Origin of the sequence: Saccharopolyspora sp. NPDC047091, assembly GCF_040643635.1 — a bacterium.
Classification (GTDB): domain Bacteria; phylum Actinomycetota; class Actinomycetes; order Mycobacteriales; family Pseudonocardiaceae; genus Saccharopolyspora_C.
In genome coordinates this window covers 1-26,921 of sequence record NZ_JBEYUS010000034.1, presented here as the reverse complement: position 1 = coordinate 26,921, position 26,921 = coordinate 1, and the positions used below count along the sequence as shown (strand labels likewise).

The 26,921-nt window shown below is 73.7% G+C and carries 9 protein-coding genes; 7 read left to right on the top strand and 2 right to left on the bottom strand.

Annotation, left to right across the window (positions count from 1 at the left end; translation table 11 throughout):
* Positions 1-113 precede the first annotated feature (113 nt).
* Entirely contained in the window at positions 114-4,298 is a 4,185-nt protein-coding gene (locus ABZ805_RS16515) for a tetratricopeptide repeat protein (protein ID WP_358440492.1), read from the top strand.
* A gap of 39 nt (positions 4,299-4,337) precedes the next feature.
* On the opposite strand, the gene ABZ805_RS16510 is transcribed toward ABZ805_RS16515, so the two are convergent.
* Positions 4,338-4,970 carry an MSMEG_1061 family FMN-dependent PPOX-type flavoprotein gene (locus ABZ805_RS16510; protein ID WP_358440490.1) on the bottom strand — a complete coding sequence of 211 codons (633 nt, stop codon included), beginning with the start codon at positions 4,968-4,970 and terminating at the stop codon, positions 4,338-4,340.
* 112 nt (positions 4,971-5,082) lie between these two features.
* Between ABZ805_RS16510 and ABZ805_RS16505 the strand changes: the two genes are divergently transcribed.
* A complete protein-coding gene (locus ABZ805_RS16505; protein ID WP_358440487.1) occupies positions 5,083-5,712 on the top strand; it encodes a TetR/AcrR family transcriptional regulator in 630 nt (209 codons plus the stop codon).
* 195 nt (positions 5,713-5,907) lie between these two features.
* Here the strand turns inward: ABZ805_RS16505 and ABZ805_RS16500 are convergent, their stop codons facing one another.
* Positions 5,908-7,026, bottom strand: a complete 1,119-nt coding sequence (locus ABZ805_RS16500) for a type I-E CRISPR-associated protein Cas7/Cse4/CasC (protein ID WP_358440484.1) — start codon at positions 7,024-7,026, stop codon at positions 5,908-5,910.
* Positions 7,027-8,306: 1,280 nt separating this feature from the next.
* On the opposite strand from ABZ805_RS16500, the gene fabD reads away from it, so the two are divergent.
* The 5 genes from fabD to ABZ805_RS16475 form a co-directional block, all read left to right on the top strand.
* Positions 8,307-9,863, top strand: coding sequence for an ACP S-malonyltransferase (fabD, locus tag ABZ805_RS16495; RefSeq protein ID WP_358440482.1), 1,557 nt, complete (start codon positions 8,307-8,309; stop codon positions 9,861-9,863).
* Between the two features lie 45 nt (positions 9,864-9,908).
* A complete protein-coding gene (locus ABZ805_RS16490; RefSeq protein ID WP_358440479.1) occupies positions 9,909-10,163 on the top strand; it encodes an acyl carrier protein in 255 nt (84 codons plus the stop codon).
* 4 nt (positions 10,164-10,167) lie between these two features.
* Positions 10,168-12,135 (top strand): asparagine synthase (glutamine-hydrolyzing), encoded by a 1,968-nt coding sequence (asnB, locus tag ABZ805_RS16485; RefSeq protein ID WP_358440476.1) that lies wholly within the window; start codon positions 10,168-10,170, stop codon positions 12,133-12,135.
* 109 nt (positions 12,136-12,244) lie between these two features.
* Entirely contained in the window at positions 12,245-22,015 is a 9,771-nt protein-coding gene (locus ABZ805_RS16480) for an SDR family NAD(P)-dependent oxidoreductase (RefSeq protein ID WP_358440474.1), read from the top strand.
* A gap of 40 nt (positions 22,016-22,055) precedes the next feature.
* A partial coding sequence (locus ABZ805_RS16475) for an SDR family NAD(P)-dependent oxidoreductase (RefSeq protein ID WP_358440471.1) occupies positions 22,056-26,921 on the top strand: 4,866 nt, incomplete at its 3' end.

Genomic DNA, 26,921 nt, shown 5'->3' with positions numbered 1-26,921 from the left:
CGCGCGGATCAGCCGCCGACCCGCGGAGCTCACCGTGGCGTGCGTCTCCTCGGGTGGGTTCGCCCCCGCGCCGGGGCGGCGATTGGCAAGATCGCCCGGGTTCCGAACGACCGGTGGGTGTGGTGTTGAGCGAGATGATGGACGCGCGCGCGAATGTTCTCGAAGTGGACCGCTGGCTGCGGGTGGGCGCGGTGCCACCGGAAGCTGTCGGGTACGTGCCGATGGTCGCGGCGGACGAGCCGGGACTCGTGGCCGCGGGGACGACGCTGTTCCACGGCGACGGATTCGGGAAGACCGCCACCGTCGTCGACCAGGTGGAGCGAGCCTGGATAACCGGCAAGGTGGACCTGCTGGTGTGGGTGGAGGCCGGATCGCGCGAATCGATCCTGTCCACCTACGCGACGGCGGCGGCGAAACTGGGGCTGCGCTCCGGTCGTGGCCCGGAGCGGGATGCCGTGCGTTTCCTGGAGCACCTGGCGGCATCCGCTTGCTGCTGGGTGGTGGTGTTGCACGACATCGCGAGCCCGGAGGTCCTCGAAGGACTGGTCCCGCCTGCGGGTGGTCGAGTGCTCGCCACGTCGCGGATCGGACCGGACGAGATCGCCGAGGTGCTGCCCGACGTCACGGCGATCGAGCTGCCCGGGCCGATCGATCCGGAGCGGCACCTGACAGCGCGGGGAGCCGGCGGTGCGAGCGACGACATGTCGGCCGTCTCCCGGACGTGGGGCGACGACCCGCTCGCCCTCGCGATGATCGCCGCCTACCTCCGGCAGAACCCGATCGGCCACCAGGAGTACTTCGAGCGGTTCCAGGCCGAAGGCGGCTCGCCGAGCGCCTTCCCCACGCGCAGCGCGCTCGCGCTCGCGAGCCGCACGGATCCGCTCGCGAGCCGGCTGGCGGACCTCCTGTCCGCCACCGACGACCACGGGGTCCCGGTCGAACTCATCACCAGCGAGCCCGTGCTGCGCTACCTGCGCCAGGACTCCGATGTGGACCCGAGCCCGAACGACGTGTCGGCGGCACTCCGCGTCCTGCGCGACCTGGAGCTGCTCACCGAGAAGCAAGACATCATCCGGTGCTACCGGGGTACGCGCCGCGTCCGGTGGGAGGACCTGCCGGAGGCGGAGCGAGGCCCGGTCGTCACCACGATCGCCGACGGCCTCGTCGAGATCGTCGCCGACGCGGACGCCGCCGGGCATCGGATGTTCCGGGCCAACATCGAGTTCCTGCTCGGTGTCGGAGACCACCTGATCCGGCCCGAGGTGCACGACGCCGTCGGGGAAGTGGTGCAGAGCCTCGGGGACCACGGGCTCGACGCCGCTCAGGCGGACTTCCTCCGCCGGATGGCGACGCGGTGCACCGACCTGCGCGGCCCCGATGACCTCTCGACCAAGTTGCTGCGCACCATGGCGGACGCGGAACGAGATCGTGATCCGGAAGCCACTCGTGCCGCCCTGGAATCGGTCCTGACCGCAGCGAACATCGAACCCGGACCCGACCACGACCAGACCGTCGAATGCCGGGAAGCGCTGCTCGACGTCCTCGACGGACTCGGTGCCGCCGCCGCAGCGGTGGAGGTCGCCGCGCACGCCCGCGACTCCCGGTCACGTCGGCTCGGGCCCGGGCATCCGGACACCGTCGCGGCTTCCCTGGACGTGGCGAGGCGTCGGCACGAGCTGGGCGATGCCGCGGCGGCGCAGGGCGAATGGGACGCGCTGCTGAGCGAACGAGCACCGGAATCCGATGATCCGGGCGCGACCGAAATTCAGGTGCACCGCCACCGGATCGGCGTGCTCACCCACGGGGACCCGGACCGGGCGCGGGCGGAGCTCAGCGAGCTGATCACCCGGGCGGAAGCGGCACTCGGCGCGGAACATCCGGTCACTGCGGACTGCCGCGAAGACCTCGCGGGCGTGCCGGGAGGAGATCCGGCGGAGAACCTGGAGCTGCTGGCGCGGGTGGTCGTCGACCGCACCCGCGCGCTCGGCCACTCGGCCCCCGACACGCTGCGAGTTCGACTGCACGCCGCCCGGCTCCGGGAGGTGTTCGACACCACCGGCGCGCTGGTGGAGTTCGACGGCCTGCTGCCGGTGCTGCGCGGCGCGCTGGGCGCGGCGCACGCCGATTCGGTGTTCGCGGCCCAGGAGATCGCGGGGTTGCGGTGCACGTCGGGTGATTCCGCAGGCTCGCTCGCCGCGCAGCAGGAGCTGATCCGGGAGCTGGAGCGCGAATGCGGCACGGAACACCACCAGACGTTCGCGGCCCGCGACTACGCGGCGGATCTCCGAGGCTGGTGCGGCGATCCGGTGGGAGGGCAGCAGGAACTCGACCAGCTGGCGTTCGACCTCACCCGCACTGTCGGCCCCGCGCACGTGCAGACCGTGCACGTCGAGCGGAAGGCGGCCGTGCGGCTCGGGGAGAACGGCGACCCGCACGCCGCGGCGGACCGGTTGACCGCGCTGGCCGAGCGGCTCGCCGCCGAGGCCGACTGGGCGGGGACGGCCTCGTTCGAACTCCGCGGCGAGCTGGCCTGGTGGCAGTCCGCCGCGGGCCGATCCGAGGAGGCGGTGCGGACCAGCGCTGCACTGTTCGACGACGTCTGCGCCGCGTACGACGAACACGATCCGCGGCGGACGCCGTACCACCTGAGCCTCGCGCAGTTCCGCGGTTGGGGCGGAGATCCGGCGGCGGCCGCGGCGGAGTACCGGCGGGTGCGGGACGCACAGCTCGCCTTCCAGGCGGTGGATCATCCGGACGTGCTGCGCACCCGCTACGCACTGGTGGACTGGACCGGCTGGGCCGGGGATGCCGCGGGCGCGGTGGAACTCGCTGAAGAGCTCGCCGTGGACTGCGCGCGTGCACTCGACGCCGACGATCCGACGAAGCTGGGCGTGGACGGGGCGCTGGCGACGTGGCGCCGCGCGAACGGAGATGCGGTCGGCGCAGCGGAGCAGTACGCGGCGCTCGCGGCCGACCACGCGCGGGTTTACGGCCCGATCGCGTCCAGCACGATCTGGGCCGCGGACTCGGCCGCGCAGTCGTGGGCCGCCGCGGGTGACTTCGCCGCGGCCCGGCGCACGTACGACGAACTGGTGATCAGGCTCAGCAGCATCGCGGGCCCGGACCACCCGGAGACAGTGGACGTCCGGCACCTGCGGGCGATCTGCGGCGCGACATCGGACCCCGCGTCGGCGGTGGCGGACCTCGAGTTGCTCGAACGGGACGCGACACGGGTGCTCGGCGCGGCGCACCCGGACACGCTGCGCGTGCGCCGGGACCTGGCGGAGATGTGGGCCGCGGCCGGCGATCCGCGCCGTGCGATTGCAGAATTCGACGAACTCGCGGTGGTCCGGGTGGACGCGTTCGGTCCGGACCACCCGGACCTCGACGAGCCCGCGCCGGGAACCCGCGGGACCCCTGGCAGCGCTGCCGCTGCGGCCGCCACGCTCGACGGGGTCGTCGCCGCCCTGGAGGTCGATCGCGGCCCGGGCAACGCCGTGGTCGCCCGAGGCGTCGCGGCCGAATGGCACGGATTGGCCGGGGATCCCGCCGGAGCGGCGTCGGCTCTCCTGGAAGCGACCGCAGTGGCGGAGGACTTGCTCGGCGCCCGTAACCGGGACGTGATCCGGTTGCTCGACCGGCTCGCGTACTGGCACGCCCGCAACGGGAACCACGCCGCGGCAGCCGAGGTGCACCGCCGAGTCCTCGACTCGAAGGGGCGGAGCAGCTTCCCTGATCGGAACGAGATCGCGCACCACAGCCTGTCCATCGCGATCAACCTCGATGCTGCCGGTGACCGAGCCGAGGCGGTGCAGGCGTTCGAAGACTGGGCGGAGCGGAGCACCGCGTTGTTCGGAGCGACGCACCTGCGGGCGCTCGACGCCTGGTCCGTCGTCGTGGAGCACCGAGGCAACAGCGGCGACGTGGCAGGCGCTGCGTCGCTGGCCGCCGCGCGGGGAATCCCGGTCCAGACGTACCCGCGCCCGCGCCCGCGCACCGCGCAGGAGCTCGCCGCGCACGAGCGGCTCGCCTACTGGTGCGCTCGAGGTGGGGAGGCGGCGGCCGCAGCACAGCTGTACCGCGAGACCGCGCTCGGCTGGGCCGCGACCGCCGGACCCGACGATCCCGACGCGCTGCGCACCAGGGAACTGGCCGCCCTCTCGCTCGGGGACAGCGGCGATGTGGCGGGCGCCGCCGCACTGCTCGACTGGGTGCTGGCCGACCACGAGCGCGTCTACGGCGCGCGCCATCCCGTCACCGAAGCCGTGCGCGAACGCCGGATGCTCCGAGCCGACTAGCGGAGCGGCCCACCCGCCCCGGGTGGGCCGCTCCTCGCATCAGTAGAGCTTCCGGTAGCCCTCCTGGAGTTCGTGCTCCAGGTGGGCGGGGTCGATGTCGAGGCCGGATTGGGCGGCGGCGATCTCGCCGGGGGAGGGGATTTCGGCGGCGAGGGATTGGGTTTCCGGGTTCCAGAGCCGGGAGCGCAGCATGGCGCGGCCGCAGTGGAAGAACACCTGCTCCACCTCGACGATGATCGCGAACATCGCCTCCTTGCCCTCCACGCGCATCCGGGCGAGCACGTCCGGATCATCGGTGGGGTAGCCGCTCCCGTTGATGCGCAGCACCTCCACCACGCCGGGCACCAGGAACAGCAAGCCGATCCCGTCGTTCTCGGCGAGGTTCCGGAACGAGTCCGCGATCTTGTTGCCGGGCCGGTCCGGGATGGCGAGCGTGCGGTCGTCGAGGACCTTCACGAAACCGGGGTAGTCGCCGCGCGGGGAGCAGTCGGCGCGCCCCTGCGCGTCCGAAGTGGACATCGACAGGTACGGGGAGTGCGCGATGAACCGGTGCGCGTGCGCGTCGACCCGGTCGCCGCCCTTGAGGGCCTTCACCACGTCGTCGGGTTCGCCGAGCCGAGCGCGCAGCTCCGCCATCGGTACTCGTCGTGGCCGGGTGCCGGCGAGCGTCATCCGGGGCTCCTTCCGCAGCGCTGGTGACGGTGTCTCCGCAGGTCGTGCCATGATTATGAGCAATTGTTCGGTTCGCGCGCCACTCGCTTTCGCGCCGGCCCAGGGAGGTTCCGTGAGCTCCGGAGAACGACGTCTGCGACCTCGGAAGACGCCGCGCCAGGTGCGCGCGGAGCTCACCAGGGAACGCATCCTCACCGCGGCTGCTCACGTTTTCACCGAGCACGGCTACGCGGCGGGCACCACGAACCGGATCGCGGAGCGGGCGCGGATCTCGATCGGCTCGCTGTACCAGTACTTCCCGAACAAGGACGCGATCCTGGTGGAACTGCTGACCAAGCACCTCGACGACGGCATCGCGGCGACCCGCGCCCACCTGGCCGCGCAGCAGCCCGCCACGGTGGAAGAGGCGGTGCGCGGGTTCGTGCGGGCCGCCATCGAGAACCACCTGGACGATCCGAAGCTGCTGCGCGTCATGTTCGAGCAGGCGCCGCGTTCGCAGGCCCTGCTGGAGAAGATCGAGCGGCTGGAGCGGGAACACGTCGCTCGCGCTCGCGAGCTGATCGAACGGCACCCGGAGGTGCGGGTCGGCGATCCGCGGACCGCGGCCCGACTCGTCGTGTCCACAGTGGAACTCGTGGTGCACCAGCTGATCTCGTCGGCCGACCCGATCGACGTCCCCCGCTTCGAGGACGAGCTGACCACGATGCTGACCCGCTACCTCACCGGCGGACCGCTGCGGTGAGGGTCGCCGGGGTCGGTTCGGCGCTGTGGTGAGGGGTCGCCGGGGTAGCCCGGCGCGGTGGAGGGACCTGGTGCCGCGTTGAGGCGCCGACGGGGTCAGCCCGCTCCCGCGGATCAGCCCCGCGCTGCGGTGCGGCGCCGTCGGGGTCATCCCGAGTCCACGGATCAGCCCCGTGCCGCGGTGAGGCCCCCGGAATCAGCCCAGCGCCGCGGTGACCGCTCGGGTGGTGAGCTCGTCGAGGGTGGTGGGCTGCTGGCCGCGCTCCAGGGGGAGTTCGCCGGTGACCGAGGCGCCGAGCACCTCGCGGATCTCGCCGGTGCCGTAGAAGGCGCGGACCTGGCCGAAGTACTCCACCAGCCGCCGGGCCGAGCCGGTCACCGGGTCGGCGCCGGTGATCGGGTCCAGGAACGCGTTGATCAGGTTCCACGAGCCGTGCTCGCGCACCACGGCCAGCACCACTTCCGGCAGGGTGCGAGCCGCGGTCGGATTCGGCCGCGCGTCGGGGACGGCGTGCACCAGCGCCCGCAGCCAGGCGTTCGCGGCGCGGTCTGCCTGCTCGCGGTCCCCGCCGAGGTTGGCGGTGAGCTTCGCCAGGTCCAGGCGCGCGTAGCGGTAGTAGCAGGCCGCGGCGAGTTCGGTGGCCCGGCCGGGTTCGGCGGCGGTGCCGGCGGGGTGCGTGGACAGCGCGTCCGCGATCTCGCAGGCCGGTTCGGCGGTGAAGTCCTCCGCGGTGGACGGATCGCCGCCGAACAGCGCGACGTCGATCGCCTGCCGGGGCGCGAGCACCCGCGCTGCGGCCTCCCGCTGCTGGGCGGCGGTCTTCACGTTGGCCAGCAGCAGTTCGTCCTGCCGCGCCTGCTCGGGGCTCTCCGCGTTGGCGATGATCTTCTTGCGGCGGGTCGCGCGGTCGGCGTACTCCTCCCGGTTCTCCAGGCAGAACCGGGCGAGGCGCTCGCCGGCGCGTTCGGCGGTGAACACCACCGAGCGGGTCAGGTCGCCGCCGTCGAGGCCGAGGCCGAGCTCGTAGAACGCCTCCCGCACCAGCTCCTCGGTGTCCGCGCCGGGTTCGTCGGCGCAGCTCGCTGCGTCGATCCAGCGGCCCGCCTCGGCGATCAGCTCCCGGGTGGAGATCCCGGCGTCGGCGAGGGGCAGGTCCTGCTCGGCCAGCAGGTCGCGGACCGACCGGCGCAGGTAACGGGCGGGGAGCTGCTCCCGGGTGACGTTGCCGAAGGTGGCGTGCCGGGGGCGGTCCGCCTCGTCCCCGCCGAGCTCGGTGGCCGGGACGGAGTGGAGCAGGTGCAATTCCACGATCATGGGACGTTCCTCCGGGAGTGGGCTCGCGGGAGCGCGGCAGGCGTCGCGAACCACGGCGCGGGTCGGACGGGCGCACCGATCGTGCGCGGGGACGGGCAGGTCGTGGGTCCGGACCCGTGCCGCGGTGGTGCCGGGGAGCGTTGCGGGCGGGCCGTGCGGCGGCTCGTCCAGCAGGCCGGAACTCACAGGCTTTCCTCCGGGCAGGAAGGGGTGCGACGGGGAGTCGGGGACCATCGGCTGGCGGAGTGCTGCGGGTCGCGTCGCTCCTGCGGCCGGTGGGGTCATCGGTTCTTCCGCTCGGCGAAGCGGCGAACCTGGTGCACTCCTCGCTGAGTGCGTTCCGGAATGCGACCTCGATCGACGGTAGCAAGCCCGGCTCGCGCTGCCAACGCGCCCCTCGCAGTGCCGTGACCTGCGGGAATCATGGCTGCCTGGTGCCGGGAACGTCGGATGACCGAGCGTCGCGGGGAGCGCGTCCTGCGACGATGGCCGGTGGCGGCAATTACCGGAACGGAATGGTCTCGCTGCCGGAACTCCTTGTGATCTTCATTTCCCGTTCGCCAGGTCCGTTCGGCCGAGCCCGGGACGACTCCATTCGGCCCGCTGGTCTCGTCCGCACGTTCTTCTGATCCCGGGATCGAAAGTAATTGCGGCCGATAAATGTGCGATGTCAGCACTGATGCGGGTTCGGAACGGCGATTCATCGGCAATTGCGCCGACCGCCCGTCGGGTTGTCGTGGTCCTGGGATCGGTCCAGCGGGCCGGTGCGATTCTCGCATCGATCCGCCGCGGTGAATGGTGTCGTGCGGAATGTGCCGCGAGCCGGTCCGCGCGTTCGTGCGGGTGCGGGCGGCAGCATCCGGGAAACGGCGTCGGAAAGCCGTGTTGTCGCACGTGGATCTCCTTCCGGTTCGGTCGTTCGGCGTGCGCTGCGCCGCGTCGCGATACCGCGGCGGCGGCCGCCCGTCGAGCCGGATCCCGTTCGGCGGGGAAAGCACCCGCGAACCGGTTCCCGCTGGTGGTGGCGGTCCGGAACGCCGGCGCCCCCGGCGAACCAGGGAATACCGGGCGATTCGGCGAGGTTACTGGTGATTTCCCTAGATCGCGCGCCTGGTGATTTCCTTAGACGTGCCGGAATGGTGGTTCTGAAGATTGCGAGCGGTTCCGCGGCGTCTCTAGCGTGGTCTCCAGATTGATCCCGAGCGGGGTTATCGCTCATTCAGGAGGCGCGTGATGCGAACAGCCGAGCCGGTGCACCGGGACCACGCGGCGGGGGCGGCGTGAGCACGGCCGCGCGCACGGTGCTGTTCCCCGGCCAGGGATCGCAGCGCACCGGGATGGGCGCCGAGCTCTTCGAACGCCACCCCGAGCTCACCGCCCGCGCCTGCGACGTCCTCGGCTACGACCTGCCCGCGCTGTGCGCGCAGAACCCGGACGGGCGCCTCGACGACACCCGCTACACCCAGCCCGCGCTGTACGCGGTGAACGCGGTGTCCTACCTGGACTCGCTGGAACGCGGGGAGCCGGCGGCGGACTTCCTGCTCGGGCACAGCCTCGGCGAGTACAACGCGCTGCACGCGGCCGGCGCCTTCGACTTCGAGACCGGCCTGAAGCTGGTGCGCAAGCGCGGCGAGCTGATGTCCCGCGCCGACGGCGGCGCGATGCTCGCCGTGCTGGGCGTCCCGCGCGCCGAGCTGCGCGCGCTGCTCGCCGAGCACGACCTCGCCGACCTGGACCTGGCGAACATCAACACCGCCGCGCAGCTGGTGCTCTCCGGCGACCGGGAGCGGATCGACCGCGCGCAGCAGGCCCTCGGCGAACGGGACGTGCGGGTCGCCCGGTTGAAGGTCTCCGCCGCCTTCCACTCCCGGCACATGGCGCCGGCCCGCGACGAATTCGCCGCGTTCCTCAAGGGATTCCGGTTCGCGCCGCTGCGCGCCACCGTCATCGCCAACCTCACCGCCCGCCCCTACGCCGACCAGGACGTGGCCGCCACCCTCAGCGAGCAGATCGCCGGTTCGGTGCGCTGGCTCGACAGCGTCCGCTACCTGCTGCGGCGCACGACGCTGGACGGGTGCCGCGAGGTCGGCGACTCGCAGGTGCTGACCCGCATGGTCCGCCAGATCGATGCCACCCCCGAGGCCGCCGAGCCGCGGCCCCGGTTGTTCTGCGTCGCCTACGCGGGCGGTGACGAGCGCGCCTACGCCGGGCTGGCCGAGCACACCGACCTGGACGTGGCCGTGCTGGAACGGCCCGGGCACGGCGCGCGGATCTCCGAACCGCTGCGCACCGACCCCGGCGAGATCGTCGAAGACCTGCTGGCGCAGCTGCGGAACCGGCTCGGCGAACCGTACGCGCTGTACGGGCACAGCCTCGGCGCGCGGCTCGCCTTCCTGCTGTGCCACCGGATCCGGGAGGAAGGGCTGCCCGCGCCCGCGCACCTGATCGTCTCCGGCGAGAGCGGCCCGTCGATCCCCAGCCGGGAGCGCGACACCTGGCGGCTGCCCACCGCCGAGTTCTGGGCGCACCTGGACCGGCTGGGCGGGCTGCCCGCCGAACTGCGCGAGCACGAGGACCTGCTGGCGTTCTACGAGCGAATCCTGCGCGCCGACTTCACCGCGCTCGGCGCCTACCGGCACCCGCGGGTGCCACCGCTGGACGTGCCCATCACCGCGCTCAGCGGCGAGGACGAGTGGTTCACCGGGGACGACATCGGCGCCTGGCAGCGGGAGAGCACCCGGCCGCTGCGCACCCACCGGTTCCCCGGCGACCACTTCTTCATCCGGGACCAGTGGCCCGCACTGGCCCGGATCGCCGGTTCCGCGTTCGCCGCCTAGCGGGCCGGTGCCGGGAAGACCACGACGACGATGCGGAGGACCGCGATGAAGGACGAGTTGAAGGACCACCTCGAAGAGCAGTTCCTGTTCGAGTTCGACGCCGAGATCACCGAGGACACCGACCTGTTCAAGGCGGGCATCCTCGACTCCTTCGGCTACATCTCGCTGATGGCGCACATCGAGGAGCGCTACGGGGTGCAGTTCGAGGAGGACGAGCTGCTCGGCAACGTCATGGTGTCGCTCAACGGCATCGCGGCCTTCGTCGAGGGTGCCCGCGAGCGGGCGCTCGAGAGCCGGTGACGGCATGTGCGGCATCGCCGGGTTCTACGGCAGCCCGCGCCCTCCGCAGGAGTACGCGGACCTGATGCACGACATGCTCGCCCAGATCGAGCACCGCGGCCCGGACGAGGCGGGCTGCCTGCTCGACGACCGGCTCGCGATGGGCACGGTGCGGCTGAGCATCATCGACCTCGCCAGCGGCCAGCAGCCCGTGCTCAGCGCGGACCGGCGCTTCCGGTTGTGCTACAACGGCGAGCTCTACAACTACCGGGAGCTGCGCGCCGAACTGCTCGCCCGCGGCGTCGCGTTCCGCACCGAATCCGACACCGAGGTGGTGCTGAACGCCTGGGCGGAGTGGGGTCCGGACTGCCTGCCGAAGTTCAACGGGGCGTTCGCGTTCGCCGTCCACGACGCGGTCACCGATGAGCTGCACCTGGCCCGCGACCGGTACGGCAAGCGGCCGCTGTTCGTGGCCCGGCACGACGGCGCGCTGCTGTTCGCCTCCGAGATGAAGGCGTTCCTGGCGTACCCGGGGTTCCGCTTCGAGTTCGACCCGGACCAGCTGACCTCCATCTACGCGACCTGGACGCCGCTGCCCGCGCAGAGCGCCTACCGCGGGATCGAGCAGATCCCGATGGGCGAGTACCTGTCGGTGCGCGGCGACGAGGAGCGGCGCGGCCGGTGGGCGCCGCTGGACCTGACGCCCGGTCCGGCGCCGGAATCGGAGCAGGAGGCCGTGGAACTGGTGCGCGGCGACCTGGAGCGCGCCGTGGACGTGCGGCTGCGCAGCGACGTGGAGGTCGGGGTGTACGCCTCCGGCGGCCTCGACTCCTCGATCATCGCGCACCTCGCCGCCCGCCGCACCGACCGTCCACTTCGGACGTTCTCGATCGAGTTCGAGGACGCCGAGTTCGACGAGTCCGCCGAGCAGGACGAGCTCACCGCGCACCTCGGCACCCGGCACTCGAAGCTGCGCGTCACCGACGACGACGTCGCCGAGGCGTTCCCCGACGCCGTCCGGCACGCCGAAGTCCCCGCGTTCCGCACCGCGTTCGTGCCGATGCACCTGCTGTCCCGGCAGGTCCGGCGCGACGGCATCAAGGTGGTGCTCAGCGGCGAAGGCGCCGACGAGGCGTTCCTCGGCTACGGCATCTTCAAGGACACCCGGCTGCTGTCCGAGTGGGACGCGCTCGACGACGAGACCCGCCGGGAGCGGATGGGGCGGCTCTACCCGTACCTGGCGCACTTCAACGGCGCCGACGAGCAGCGCCGGATGCTGGGGCTCTACCAGCAGTTCTCCACCGAGCAGCGGCCCGGCCTGTTCTCGCACCAGATGCGGTTCCAGAACGGGCGCTTCGCATCCCGGCTGCTCGCCGCGCCCGGCGACCCGCTGGCCGCGGTGGAGCGGCTCGTCGCCGAGGAACCCGGGTACGCGGAGCTGGCACCGGTGCAGAAGGCGCAGTGGCTGGAGTTCCGCACCCTGCTGGCCGGCTACCTGCTGTCCACCCAGGGCGAGCGGATGGCGCTGGCGCACGGAGTGGAGAACCGCTGCCCGTTCCTCGACCCGGCGGTGGTGGCCCGCGCGGCCTCGGTCAACGGGCGCTTCGGCGACCCCTACGACGAGAAGTACCTGCTGAAGCAGGCGTATGCGGACGTGCTGCCGGAACGCATCGTGAAGAAGGGCAAGTTCCCCTACCGCGCACCGGATTCCGCGGTGTTCGTCCGTTCCCGCCCCGACTACCGGGACCTGCTGCTGGACCCGGACGTGCTCGGCGAGATCCCCGCCCTGGACGCGCGGTTCGTGCGCAAGTTCGTCAACCGCGTCTACGACGCGCCGCCGGAGCGCATCGGCACCAAGGAGAACCAGGCGTTCGTGTTCCTGGCGTCCACGGTGTGGCTGCACCACTGGTTCGTGCGCGGGCACGGCCTGAACCGGAACCCGCTGCGGGTGCCGCTGCGGGTCGTCGACGAACGCAGCTGCGCGGCCGCCTGACCTCCGAATCCCGCGCGCCCCCGGCCGGGCGCGCGGGACGACCACGACCACGGCCGGACGAGCCGACGCGGGCCGCAGCGGCACCGGTGCTGAGACGGAGAAGACTTCGATGGACCACGGAACCGATGACCACGACATCGCCATCATCGGCACCTCGCTGCGCCTGCCCGGCTCGCGGACGATGGACGAGTTCTGGGGGCACCTGGCGGCGGGCCGCTCGCTGATCAGCGAGGTGCCGGAGCGGCGCTGGCGCAAGGAGGACCACCTCGGCGACCCGCGCCGCGAGTTCAACAAGACCAGCAGCGCCTGGGGCGGGTTCGTCGACGACGTGGACTGCTTCGACGCCGAGTTCTTCCAGATCTCCCCGCGCGAAGCGCAATCCATGGACCCGCAGCAGCGGATGGCCCTCGAACTCAGCTGGCACGCCGTGGAGGACGCCGGGTACCGCGCGGACCGGCTCGCGGGCTCGGCGACCGGCGTGTTCATGGGCGTGTGCCACTGGGACTACGCGGAGCTCGTCGAGCAGGAGGTCGCCGAGGTCGACGCCTACTACCCGACGGGCGCGGCCTACGCGATCATCGCGAACCGCGTCTCGCACCACTTCGACTTCCGCGGACCCAGCGTCGTCAACGACACCGCCTGCGCCAGCTCGCTGGTCGCGGTGCAGCAGGGCGTGCAGGCGCTGCTGGCCGGGGACTGCGAGTACGCGCTGGCGGGCGGGGTGAACCTGACCTGGTCGGCGCGGCACTTCATCGCGTTCGCCAAGGCCGGGATGCTCTCCCCGGACGGGAAGTGCCGCGCGTTCGACGCGGGCGCCAACGGGTACGTGCGCGGCGAGGGCGGCGGCGTGGTGCTGCTCAAGCGGGCCGCGGACGCGCGCCGCGACGGCGACCCGGTGCACGCGGTGATCAAGGGCATCGGCAGCAACCACGGCGGGCGCACCAGCTCGCTGACCGTGACCAACCCGGAGGCGCAGGCCCAGCTGATCAGCGGCATCTACCGGCGGGCGGGCATCGCGCCGGAGACGGTCAGCTACGTGGAGACACACGGCCCGGGCACCCCGGTCGGCGACCCGATCGAGATCCGCGGGCTGAAGAAGGCGTTCGCGGACCTGCGCGACGGTGCCGAGGCGCCCGCCGAGCACCGCTGCGGCGTCGGATCCGTGAAGACCAACATCGGGCACCTCGAAGGTGCCGCGGGCATCGCCGGGATGCTCAAGGTGATCCTCGCGATGCGGCACCGGCAGCTGCCGGAGACGGTGCACTTCCGCAAGCTCAACCCGCTGATCAAGCTCGCGGGCAGCCCGCTGCACGTCGTCGACGAGCTCACCGGCTGGGACGGGCCCGGACCGCTGCGCGCGGGGGTGAGCTCGTTCGGCTTCGGCGGCACCAACGCGCACGTGCTGCTCGAATCCGGCGTGGACGTGCCCGCCGGCGAGGAGGTGCCCGGCGAGCAGTGGCTGCCGGTGTCCGCGCGCGACGAGCAGCGGCTGCGGGAGAGCTGCGCTGCCCTCGCGAGCTGGGTGCGGCAGCGGATCGAACGGGGCGAGCGCCCCGCGCTCGCCGACGTCGCCCGCACCCTGCGCGACGGCCGGGTACCGATGGCCGAACGCGCCGCGTTCCGCGCCGCCGACCTGGAGACCTGGGCGGACCAGCTGGAATCCGTCGCCGCCGGGGAGGTGACCGCCGGGTGCGAGCGCGGCCGCGCGGGCGAGGACGTGCCCGCCGGGCTGGACGCCGAGGACCTCGGGGAGCTCGGCGCGCGGTGGCTGGAGCAGGGCCGGTACCGGAAGTTCGCCGCCGCCTGGGCCACCGGGCTGCCGGTGGACTGGGCGCAGTGGCCGGAGCAGGGGCGGCGGCTGCACCTGCCGGGTTACGCGTTCGCCCGCACCCCGCACTGGTTCACGCCCACCGCGCCGTCCAACCTGAGCCCGCGCCCCGCCGAAACCCCGGTCCCGGCGGTGCCCGAGACCACCGCATTGGGTACCGGGGAGCGCTCCGGCGACGGCTGGAGCTTCCCGGTGCGCTTCGACGACACCCAGGGCTACGTGCGCGACCACGTCGTCGGTGGCACCCGCATCGTGCCGGGCGTGGCCGTGCTGGACCTGGTGCTGGCCGCCGCGCGCGCCGCGGGTCACCGGACGCCGCGGGTGCGCAACGCGGTGTGGATCCGCCCGCTGGCCGTCGGCCCGGACGGCCTGGACGCGCGGCTGCGGCTGACCGCCGCCGGCGATGGGCACGACTACGAACTCGTCAACCCGGCGGGCGAGCCGTACGCGAGCGGCCGCGTCGAACCCGGTGACGCGGCGCCGGAACCGGTGGACCTCGCCGAGCTGCGCGCGCGGCACCCCCGGGAACTGGCCGCCGACGCCGGGTACGCGGCGCTGCGGGCCAGCGGCATCGAGCACGGGCCCGCGCTGCGGGCGCTGACGGCGGTGCGCACCGGGCCGGACGGGGTGCTGGCGGAACTGCGGCTGCCCGCCGCGGCCGCCGCCGGCCCCGTGCTGCAACCCGCGGTCCTGGACAGCGCGCTGCTCGCCGTGCTCGCCGTCGGCGGCGACGGCGACTGGCGGGCACCGTCGGCGCCCGCGGTGCCGTTCGCGCTGGACGAGCTGGCGGCACCCGCCGCGACCACCGCCACCGCGCACGCGTGGCTGCGCCCGGCCGCGGGCGCGCGCGGGCGCGGCAAGGTCGACGTGGACCTGTACGACGACGCCGGCAGGCTGTGCGTCCGGTTCACCGGCTACACCGCCCGCTCGCTCGGCGGCGAACCGGCCGCCGAACCCGGGCAGGACCTGCTGGAGGTCACCGGGAACTGGGTCGAAGCACCGTCCACATCGGAGGGACCCGCGGGTCCGGTGGTGGTGCTCAACGCCGCCCTGGACGACGACCTGGTGCCCGCGAGCGCAGCCCGGCTCGGCGCCGACGTGCTGCCGCTGCCGGTGCCCGCCGGGGCCACCGACGCCGCCGCGATGCGCGCCGCGTTCGAGAGCTGCTACGCCCACCTGCAACGCCTCGGCAAGGGCCGGGTCCTGGTGGTGGCACCCGGCGAACCGGACTCGCCGGTGTTCGGGCCGCTGGCGGCGCTGCTCAAGACCGCGCGGCTGGAGAACCCCGCCTTCCGCGGCACGCTGGTGCTCCTCGACGGCTTCGACCCGCGCGACGCGGCCCGCTTCGAACGCGCCGTGCACGCCGAAGCCGCCACCGAGGACGCCGAGGTCGCGCACACCCGCGACGGGCGCCGCCTGCGCCACGAGACCACCGAGATCCCGGCCGGGGAGCCGGGGGAGAGCCTGCTGCGCACCGGCGGCGTCTACTGGATCACCGGCGGCACCGGGGGCATCGGACGGCTGCTCGCCGAGCACCTCTGCACCCGGTACGCGGCGACCGTCGTGGTCAGCGGCCGCTCCGAGCAGGGGCCGCCCCCGCCGCACCAGCGGGTGCACCACGTGCGCGCGGACGTCACCGACGCGGCGAGCGTGCGGGCCGCGGTGGACGCCATCCGCGCGGGGCACGGGCGCCTCGACGGCGTGTTCCACGCGGCCGGGGTGCTCGACGACGGCTACCTCGCCACCAAACCCCTCGCGAGCACCGCCGCCGTGCTCGCCCCCAAGGTCGACGGCACCGCGCACCTCACGGCGGCCACCCGCGACCTCGACCTGGACTTCCTGCTGCTGTTCGGTTCCGTCGCGGGCGCCTTCGGCAGCGCCGCGCAAGCCGACTACGCCGCCGCCAACGCCCACCTCGACGCGATCGCCCTGCAACGGCAGGCCGCGGGCGCCGAGACGCGGGTGCTGGACTGGCCGCTGTGGGCCGACGGCGGGATGCGGATGGACGCGGCCACCGCCGCCTACCTGCGCAAGCGCACCGGCACCGTGCCGCTGCCCACCCCGGTCGGGCTGGCCGCGGTGGAACGGGCGCTGCGCACCGGAGCACCGGTGCGGCGGGTCGTGCTGCACGGCGAGCGCGCCAAGCTGCGGGTGTACGCGGGGCTGGACCGGCCGGTCGCGGCGGACCCGAGACCGGCGACCCCGGTGCCGAACGCGGTGGCGGCGCCGGTCGCCGAGCTCGACGACGCCGAGCTGGCCGAACGCGCCCAGGACTTCCTGCGCGAGGTGTTCGCGGCGGTCACCCGGCAGGACCCGGACGGCATCCTGGCGGACGAGAAGCTGGAGCACTACGGCATCGACTCCATCGCGATCGTCGACCTCACCAGCACTCTGGAGGACTCGTTCGGGTCGCTGCCGAAGACGTTGTTCTTCGAGCACGTGGACCTGCGCGGGGTGGCGGAGTACTTCGTCGCCGAGCACCGGGAGCGGTTGCTGGAACTCGTGGCACCGATGGAGTCCACTGTGGATTCAGTGGGCGAGGTCGCCGCTGCGCGGACGAATGGCGCTGGGCCGGAGGGGAGTCCGGAGCCGGCGGTCGCGGCTACCGGCACCACGATTCCGGGCGCCCCGGCCGCCGCAGCGACTTCGGCTGCTGCGGTACCGGCCGCTGCCGGGGTTTCGGCTGCCGCGATCCCGGCCGGCGCGATCCCGGCTGCCGCGACCCCGGTCGGCGCGATCCCGGCTGCTATCGGGAGTTCGCCTGCCGCTGGAACTTCCGCCGTAGCCGGGACCCCGGCCGCCACCACGACCCCGCGCCCCGCCGACCCCCGCCAGGACCCCGACCGGCACGACATCGCCGTCGTCGGCATGGCCGGTCGCTACCCGGGCGCCGACACCCTCGAAGAGTTCTGGGACCTGCTCAGCGAGGGCAGGCACAGCTTCGAGACCGTGCCCGCCTCCCGCTGGCGGCACGGCGACATCCACTTCGACGAGCGCGAGGTGCTCGGCAAGACCGTCGTGCGCACCGGCACCTTCCTGCGCGACGTGGACGCGTTCGACCCGCGCTACTTCAACATCTCCCAGCGCAACGCCGAGATCATGTCCCCGGAGGTGCGGCTGTTCCTGCAGGCCGGGGTGACCGCGCTGGAGGACGCCGGGTACTCGCGGGAGACGCTGCGCCGCCGCTACGACGGCGACGTGGGCGTGCTCGTCGGCTCGATGAACAACAGCTACGCCTACTACGGCTTCCAGAACATGCTGCAGCGCGGCACCACCACCAGCGGCAGCGAAGTCGGCGTGATGGCGAACATGCTGTCCTACCACTACGGGTTCACCGGCCCGTCGGTGTTCGTGGACACCATGTGCGCCTCGTCGTCGGCGTGCGTGCACCAGGCGGTGCGGCTGCTGCGCGACGGCGAGACCCGGATGGTGGTGGTCGGCGGCATCAACCTGATGCTGCACCCCTACGACCTGATCTCCACCTCGCAGGCGCACTTCACCACCAAGTCCGCGGACGTGGTGCGCAGCTACGGGCTCGGCGCGGACGGCACCATCCTCGGCGAGGGCGTCGGCGCGGTGGTGCTCAAACCGCTCGGCGAGGCCGTCGCCGACGGCGACCACGTGTACGGCGTGATCAAGGGCAGCGGGCTCACCAACGCGGGCGTGCGCAACGGGTTCACCGTGCCCAGCCCGCAGCAGCAGGCCCGCGCCATCGAACGCGCGCTGGACGACGCCGACGTGGACGCCCGCACCATCAGCTACCTGGAGGGCCACGGCTCGGCGACCTCGCTGGGCGATCCGATCGAGATCAAGGGCGCGAGCCTCGCGTACGGCCGGGACACCGACGACACCGGGTTCTGCGCGCTGGGCTCGGTGAAGTCGAACGTGGCGCACCTGCTGTCCGGCTCCGGGCTGGTGGGGCTGACGAAGGTGCTGCTGCAGCTGCGGCATCGCACCCTGGCACCGTCGCTGCACTCCGAGACGCTGAGCCCCGCGATCGACTTCACCGCGACGCCGTTCGCGGTGCAGCGGGAACGCGCCGAGTGGCAGCGGCCGGTGGTGCGCGGTGAGCAGGTGCCGCGCCGCGCCGGGGTCACCTCGATCGGCGCCGGTGGCATCAACGTCCACCTGGTGGTGGAGGAGCACGACGGCCGGGTGGTCGCCGCCCCGGACAGCGGGCGGCCGCAGCTGCTGGTGTGCTCCGCGATGACGCCGCAGGCGCTGCGCACCGTGCTCGGCGACCTGCGCGCGCACCTGGAGTCGGCGCGGCCCGGGCTCGACGCGCTGGCCTACGGGTTGCAGACGGGCAAGAACGAGCTGCCCTGCCGGGTGGCGTTCGTCGCCACCGACCTGCGGCACGCGCTGGAGCTGCTCAGCGCGCTGTCCGAAGTGGACTTCACCGCCGACGCTCCGGTGCTCCCCGAAGGCGTGCAGTACGTCGTGAGCACGTTGCGGCAGCGGCGCGCGGCGAACGCCGCCACCGTCGAGCAGGCCGTCGCCGACCGCGACCTCACCGGGCTCGCCCGGCACTGGTCGCAGGGCGCCGCCGTGGACTGGGACCGGTTGTGGCCGCTGGGCACCCGGCCCGCGAAGCTCTCGCTGCCCGCCTACCCCTTCGAGCGGGTCAGCTGCTGGTACCCCGAGTTCGACGACGCGCCGAGCGTGCTGCGGCCGCTGGCGTTCACCCGCCGCGCCCACCCGTGGGTGGGGGAGAACCGGTCCGACCTGCGCGGAGTCCGCTACGGGCTCACACCGCGCGGTGACGAACTGCTCGACTACGTGCACACCGCGGGCCGCAAGCGCCGGTACGCCACTATGGCGCTGCTGGACGGCGCGCTGGCCTTCGCCGTCGTCGCCGGGATCACCGGCCCGCTGCGAGTCCGCGACGCCGAGTGGGCGGAGCTGCCCGCGCCCGCCGACGAGACCGAGGCCCTGGAATGGCGTCTCGGCCGCTCGGCCGGGGCGCACCGGGTGGAGCTGTGGCACGCCGACGGCACGCTGCGGTTCGCCGCCACCGTCGAAACCGACTCCGCCGTCGCTGAACGGGTTGCGGCGCAACGGATTCCGGAGGTGCCGGACGAGGTCGACCAGGACGGGTTCTACGCGGCGCTCGCCGAAGCGGGCCTCGACGCGCGGCCGTACTCGCGCAGCGTCGACGGCCTGGCCCGGCTCGACGACGGCAGGGTGCTGGTGCGCGTCGGCGAACCGGCGGCCTGCCAGGACCCGCACAAGCGGCACGTGCACGTCCCGGCGTGGGTGCTGGCCGGGGTGCTGCAGGGGGTGCAGCACGTGCTCGGCAGGCCTGATGCGGCGGTGCTGCGGGTCGCGGCGCTGCACGGCGCCGACCTGGACCGCACGCGGGTCGTGCTGCTGGACCGGCTCGCCGACGCCGAGTTCCGGATCGACCTCGCCGACGAGCGCGGGCAGGTGCTGGGCCGGATCGAGCGGGCCGAGTTCGGGACCGGCGCGCTGCCGGGATCGCTGCGCGGGTCCGCGGTCGCGGTGACCCCGGAGCCGGCCGCGTCCGCGGTGGTGCCGGATCCAGTCCGGTCGGCGATCGGGGACGGCGTTGCCGCCGGTGCTGCGGTCCGGAGCCCGGTGGGCTCCGGAACCGCGGATTCCGGTTCTGGGCTCACCGGCTCTGGGGTCTCCGGTCCTGGGGTTCCCGATCCTGCAGGCCCTGATCCTGCGGACCTCTCCGATGCGGTCGGGTCCACATCGGACCGCGAGACCCGGCTGGTGCGAGCGCTGCGGGAGACCGTCGCCGACCAGCTGAAGTTCGACCTCGCCGAGATCGACGCCGACACCCACTTCCACGCCTACGGCTTCGAATCCATCACCCTCGCCAAGCTCTCCGCCGAGCTCAACGGCCTGCTGGGCGTGGAGCTGAGCCCCGCGGTGTTCTTCGAATGCCCGAACATCCGGAGCCTCGCCGAGCACCTCCGCGAGCGGTGGCCGGACCTGGCGGGAGCGCGGCCCGCGCCGGACCCCGCACCCGCGGCACCCGTGACACCTTCGGCACCTTCCGCACCCGCGGTCGAGACCCCGCCGCGGCCCGCGGCCGAGTCCACATCGGACGCGGTGGCCATCGTCGGTGCGGCAGGCCGCTTCCCCGGATCCGCCGACCTCGACGAGTTCTGGCAGCGGCTGCGCGCCGGGGACGACCTCATCACCCCCTACCCGGGCGACCGGTTCGACGAGCGCTACGCGGGCACCGTGGCCCGCACCGAATTCCCGAAGTTCGCCGGGCAGCTCACCGACGTGGACCGGTTCGACGCGGACTTCTTCAACCTGTCCCGCCTCGAAGCCGAGCTGATGGACCCGCAGCAGCGGCTCGCGCTGGAGGCGGTGTGGGCGGCGCTGGAGGACGGCGGCTACGCCCCGGCACGGCTGCCGGAGAGCACCGGCGTCTACTTCGGGGTGTCCGGCAACGACTACCACCAGCTGCTCAACGCCAGCGGCGTCGCACCGGAGGGCTACACGTCCACCGGCAACGCGCATTCCGTGCTGGCCAACCGGATCTCGTTCGTGCTGGACGTGCACGGACCCAGCGAACCGGTGGACACCGCCTGCTCCAGCTCGCTGGTCGCGCTGCACCGCGCGGTGCAGGACGTCCGGTCCGGGCGCTGCGCGATGGCGCTCGCCGGCGGGGTGAACCTGCTGCTCAGCGTGGACACCTTCGCCGCCACCCAGCAGACCGGGATGCTCAGCCCGGACGGCCGGTGCAAGACGTTCGCCGCGGACGCCGATGGCTACGTGCGCTCGGAAGGCGTCGCGGTGGTGCTGCTCAAACCGCTGGACGCGGCCGTCCGCGACGGCGATGCGATCTGGGGCGTGGTGCGCGGCAGCGCGGTGAACCACGGCGGCCGCGCCGGATCGCTCACCGCGCCCAACGGCGGCGCGCAGGCCGCGCTGGTGCGGGAGGCGATGGGCGAGCTGGCGCCCGGCAGCATCGGCTACGTCGAAGCGCACGGCACCGGCACCGCCCTCGGCGACCCGGTGGAGGTCACCGCGCTCGCCAACGCCTACCGCGAGCTCGGCGGTCCTGGCCCGGACGGGCGGCCGTGGGCGCTGGGCTCGGTGAAGACCAACATCGGCCACGCCGAGTCGGCGGCGGGCCTGGCCGGGGTGCTCAAGGTGCTGCTGGCGATGCGGCACCGGGAACTCCCGCCGACGCTGCACTGCGACCGGCTCAACCCGCACCTGCCGCTGTCCGGCGGCGAGTTCGAGGTGGTGCGGCGCGGGCAGGTGTGGGAACCGCGCACCGACCCGAGCGGGCGCGCGTGGCCGTTGCGGGCCGGGGTGAGCAGCTTCGGGTTCGGCGGTGCCAACGCGCACGTCGTCCTCGAAGCACCGCCGCGCCCGCGACACGCCCCGGGCGACGGCGGACCGCAGGCCGTGCTGCTGTCCGCCCGCGACGACCAGCGGCTGCGGGTGAGCGCGCAGCGGCTGCGGGACCACCTCCGCGCCGCCCCGGCCACGCCGCTGCCGGACCTCGCGCACACCCTGCAGGTGGGCCGGGAGGCGATGGAACGGCGGCTCGGCCTGGTCGCGGACAGCGTCGACGAGGTGCTCGGAGCCCTGGACCGCTACCTGGCCGGGGACACCATCGGGCTGCACGCGGGCGGTGTCCCGCGCTCCCGCGGCACCGGCGTGCGGCGCGGGACCGCGCACTCCCCGGAGGTCGCCCGCGCGCTGCGGGACGGGCGGCTCGACGAGGTCGTGCGGCTGTGGTGCGGCGGGTCCGATGTGGACTGGTCCGTGCTGCATCCGGCGGGCACCGGCGTGGTGCGGTTGCCGGGCTACCCGTTCGCCCGCGAGCGCTACTGGGTACCGGAATCCGCACCCGGAAACCACTGGAACGACCGGGAAAACCGCGGTGCGCGGCCGGGAACCGATTCGGTTGTGCGGAAAACCGCAGGGCGCGAGGAGGAAACTCCGGTGGTGGAAGGGCGATCCCCGGCGCCCGGGTTCGACACCGGTGCCTACGCGGCGCTGCTGGACGCGGTCCTCGACGACCGCCTCGGACCGGACGCCCTCAGCGATGCCTGACCACGAGCCCGCGCGACCGCGCCCCCGAACGGAGCCCCACGTGAGTCGACAGATCCTCCGCCTGCCGGTCTGGCGCGACGAGCCGGTGCGGCCCGGTGCCGCGGCGGTCGCCGACCGGCGGCTCGTCGTGCTCTGCGACGTCCCCGACGCCGAGGCGGCCGCGCTGCGGTCGGTGTCGGTGGCGCGGGTGGACGGTCGCGCGGACGGTGCCGCCGCGGGCTTCGAGCACGCCGCCACCCGGCTGCTCGGCGAGCTCCAGCGCGTGCTCGCCGCGGGCGGGCCCTGCCACGTGCAGGTGGTGTGCCCGGCCGGGACCGCGACCGGGTACGCCGGACTGCTCGGCCTGCTGCGCACCGCGTCCCAGGAGGACCCGGGCCTGCGCGGGCAGCTCGTCGAGTTCGACCGGATCCCCGCCGGACCGGACCTCGCGCGGGTGCTCACCGCGGAGCTCGGTTCCGCCGACGAGCACGTCCGCTACGACGGCGGCCGCCGTCGGGTCCGCGACTGGGAACCGGTGTCCCGCCCGGACGCGCCGGTGCCGTGGAAGTCCGGCGGCGTCTACCTGATCACCGGGGGAGCGGGCGGCCTCGGCGCGCTGCTCGCCGCCGACATCGCCCGGCACGCCCCGGACGCGCACCCGGTGCTGTGCGGGCGGTCCGAGGCGCGCGAGGTGCCGCACGGCGAGTACCGGCGCCTCGACGTCACTGACCGCGCCGCCGTCGCCGAGCTCGTCGCCGACGTGGTGCGCGAGCACGGCCGGCTGGACGGCGTGCTGCACGCCGCGGGGCTCGTCGAGGACGACTACCTCATCCGCAAGTCCTTCCAGCAGGCGCAGCGGGTGCTGGCGCCGAAGGTCGCCGGGCTCGTGCACCTCGACCACGCCACCCGCGACCTGCCGCTGGACTTCTTCGCCGCGTTCTCCTCGGGCGCCGGGACGCTCGGCAACGCCGGGCAGGGCGACTACGCCGCCGCGAACGGCTTCCTGGACGCCCACCTGGCGCACCGCGCCGAGCTCGTCGCCGCCGGGACCCGCAGCGGGACCAGCGCGTCGATCGGCTGGCCGCTGTGGCAGGACGGCGGCATGCACGTCGCCGCCGAGGAGATCCCGGCGCTCACCGCCCGCTTCGGGCACCCGCTCTCGACCGGCACCGCGCTGCGCGCCCTGCGCGAGGCGCTGGCGGTCGGAGCACCCCAACTGCTGGTCATCGACGAGGAGGGCGACGTGCCGGAGCGACCGGGAGACCTGCGGGCGGCGGTGCTGCCCGCGCTGAAGGAACTGGTCGCCGCGACCGTGCGGCTGGACCCGGCGAAGCTCGACGCGGCCGCGCCGCTGGACTCCTTCGGCATCGACTCGCTGGCGGTGACCCGGCTGAACCGCGGTTTCGCGCGCTGGTTCGGGTCGCTGCCGAAGACGCTGCTCTACCAGCACCCGACGCTGCACGACCTCGCCGGGCACCTCGCCGAGCGCGACCCGGAGGGGTGCAGGCGGTGGCTCGCGGAGAGCGCGCCCGAGGAGGCGGTGGCAGGCACCGGCCCGGCTCGCGCCGAACCGCGGCCCGCGCCCCGCCCGCTCGGCCCCGCCGAGCCCATCGCGATCATCGGCCTCACCGGCCGCTACCCGGACGCCCCCACCCTCGACGAGTTCTGGCACAACCTGCGCACCGGCCGCGACAGCGTCCGCGAGATCCCCGCCGAGCGCTGGTCGCTGGACGGGTTCTACGAACCCGACCCGCAGCGCGCCGTGCGGCAGGGCGCCAGCTACGGCAAGTGGGGCGGGTTCCTGGACGACTTCGACCGCTTCGACGCCGCGTTCTTCGGCATCGCCCCCCGCGAGGCCGCCGACCTCGACCCGCAGGAACGGCTGTTCGTGGAAGCCTCCTGGTCGGTGCTGGAGGACGCCGGCTACACCCGGGAGCGGATCGCCGACCGGCACGGCGGCCGCGTCGGCGTGTTCGCCGGGATCACCAAGAACGGCTTCGACCGGAACAGTCCACAACGGACGGACGCGGCGCCGCGGACCTCGTTCGCCTCGCTGGCCAACCGGGTGTCCTACCTGCTGGACCTGCGCGGGCCGAGCATGCCGATCGACACCATGTGCTCGTCCTCGCTCACCGCGATCCACGAAGCGTGCGAGCACCTGCGCCGCGGCGACTGCGAACTCGCCATCGCCGGGGGCGTGAACCTCTACCTGCACCCGTCGACCTTCGTGGAGCTGTGCCGGTCCCGGATGCTCGCCTCCGGGCCCGCGTGCCGCAGCTTCGGCGACGGCGGTGACGGCTTCGTGCCCGGGGAAGGCGTCGGCGCGGTGCTGCTCAAACCGCTGGCGCAGGCCGAAGCCGACGGGGACCCGATCCGCGCGGTCGTGCTCGGCTCCGCCATCGGACACGGCGGCCGCTCCAACGGCTACACGGTGCCGAACCCGCGCGCCCAGGCGGCCGTGGTGCGCGAGGCGCTGGAGCGCGCGGGCGTGCCCGCGCGCGACGTGGGCTACCTGGAGGCGCACGGCACCGGGACCCGGCTCGGCGACCCGGTCGAGGTTGACGGGCTGACCGAGGTCTTCGCCGGGGAGGACGGGGCAGTCGCCGGGCAGGACGGGGCAGTCGCCGGGCAGGTCGGCCGGTGCGCGCTGGGTTCCGCCAAGTCCAACATCGGGCACTTGGAGGCTGCGGCGGGCATCGCCGGGCTCACCAAGGCGGTGCTCCAGCTGGAGCACGGCGCGTTCGCCCCCACGCTGCACGCCGACCAGCCCAACCCCGAGATCGACTTCGCCGCCACCCCGTTCGCCCTGCAGACCACCGCCGCCGATTGGCCGGCCGCGGACGACCGCCCGCGCATCGCCGGGGTGTCCTCGTTCGGCGCGGGCGGCGCCAACGCGCACCTGGTGCTCGCCGAGCACCGGCCCGCGCCCGTCGTCCCGATCGAGACGGGTGCGGTGCTGCTCCCGTTGTCCGCCCGCACCCCCGAGGATCTGCTCGCCCGCGCCGCGCAGCTCGCCGGATGGCTGGACGCCGCCGAACCGGACCTGCCCGCCGTCGCCGCGACCTTGCAGCTCGGGCGCGAACCGATGGACGAGCGGGCGTGCTTCACCGCGAGCACCGCAGCCGAATGGCGGGAGCAGCTGCGCGCCTTCCTCGCCGACCCCTCGGGCGAGGGGCCGTGGCACCGCGGCCGGGTCCGCGCCACCCGCGAAACGCTGAACGCCCTGGCGGGCAAGGACGAGCTCCGCGCGCTCGTCGCGCAGTGGGCCGCCCGCGACGAGCTGGGCGAGCTCGCCGCGTTCTGGGCGAAGGGGATGCCGCTGGACTGGTCCGCGCTGCGCCCCGTCGCGCGCCGGGTGCACCTGCCCGCGTACCCGTTCGCCGGGCGCCGGTTCTGGTTCGAGCCCGGGGAGATCGCGTCTGCCGAGAACGTGTCTGCGGTGAACGGGTCTGCGGTGAACGCAGCTGCGTCGAACGCGACCGCCGCGACCGCTGCTGAACCTCGCCCCGCCATCGCCGCCGAGAGCTCGCCCGCCCCCGCGGCCTCGCCCGCCGATGTGGAGCGGGTGCTGCTGGACGCGGTCGGCGACGCCCTGGACATGCCGGTCGCGGACGTCGAGCGGCGCCGGCCGTTCGCCGACTACGGCCTGGACTCCATCCTCGGCGTCAACCTGGTGCACACCCTCAACGCGGCCCTCGGTACCGAACTGGAGACCACCGACCTCTTCGACCACGGCAGCGTCGAACGGTTGCGGGCGTTCCTGCTCGACACCTACGGCGCCGCGCTGCGCGTCCACGGTGCCGCCGAAGCCGACGCGCCCGCCGCCGACGCGCCCGCCGCCGACGCGTCCGCGGCCGCAGCGCCCGCCGCCGACGCACCCGTCACGACGCCGGAACCCGCCGCGACGCCGGAACCCGTTGCGGCGGCGGCGAAGACCCGGCCGGTCGAGGACGACGTGATCGCCGTCGTCGGCATGTCCGCCCGCTACGCCGACGCCGAAGACCCGCAGGCCCTCTGGGACCACCTCGTCGCCGGCGCGGACCTGCTCGAACCCGTCACCCGCTGGCAGCTCGGCCCCGAGATCACCTGCCGCTCCGGCAGCTTCCTGCGCGGCATCGATCGCTTCGACCCGGTGTTCTTCTCGATGTCCGGCGTCGAAGCCACCTACACCGACCCGCAGCAGCGGATCTTCCTGGAGCAGTGCTGGAACGCCCTCGAAGACGGCGGCTACACCGGCGAACGGCTGCGCGAACGCAACTGCGGCGTGTACGTCGGCTGCTACACCGGCGACTACTACGACCACCTCGACGAGGCCCCGCCAGCGCAGGCGCTGTGGGGCACCATGGGCTCGGTCGTCGCCTCCCGCATCGCCTACCAGCTGGACCTGCGCGGGCCGGCGTTGACGACCGACACCTCCTGCTCCAGTTCGCTGGTGTCGTTGCACCTGGCCTGCCGCGACCTGCTCTCCGGGGCGACGGACCTGGCGATCTCCGGTGGCGTGTTCGTGCAGACCACGCCCCGGCTGTACCGCTCGGCGAGCCGAGCCGGGATGCTCTCGCCGACCGGGCGCTGCCACGGCTTCGACGCCCGCGCCGACGGGTTCGTGCCCGGCGAAGGCGCCGGCGCGGTGCTGCTGAAGCGGCTCGCCGACGCCGAACGCGACGGCGACCACGTCCACGGGCTGATCCGCGCCACCGGGATCAACCAGGACGGGACCACCAACGGCCTCACCGCGCCCAGCGCCGCCTCCCAGGAACGGCTGCTGCGCGAGGTGCACGCCGACGCCGGGATCGAACCCGGCGGCATCCAGCTGGTGGAGGCGCACGGCACCGGCACCCAGCTCGGCGACCCCATCGAGTTCCGCGCGCTCACCCGCGCCTTCGCCGGGGCTCCCACCGGGTCGGCCTCGCTGGGCACCGTCAAGAAC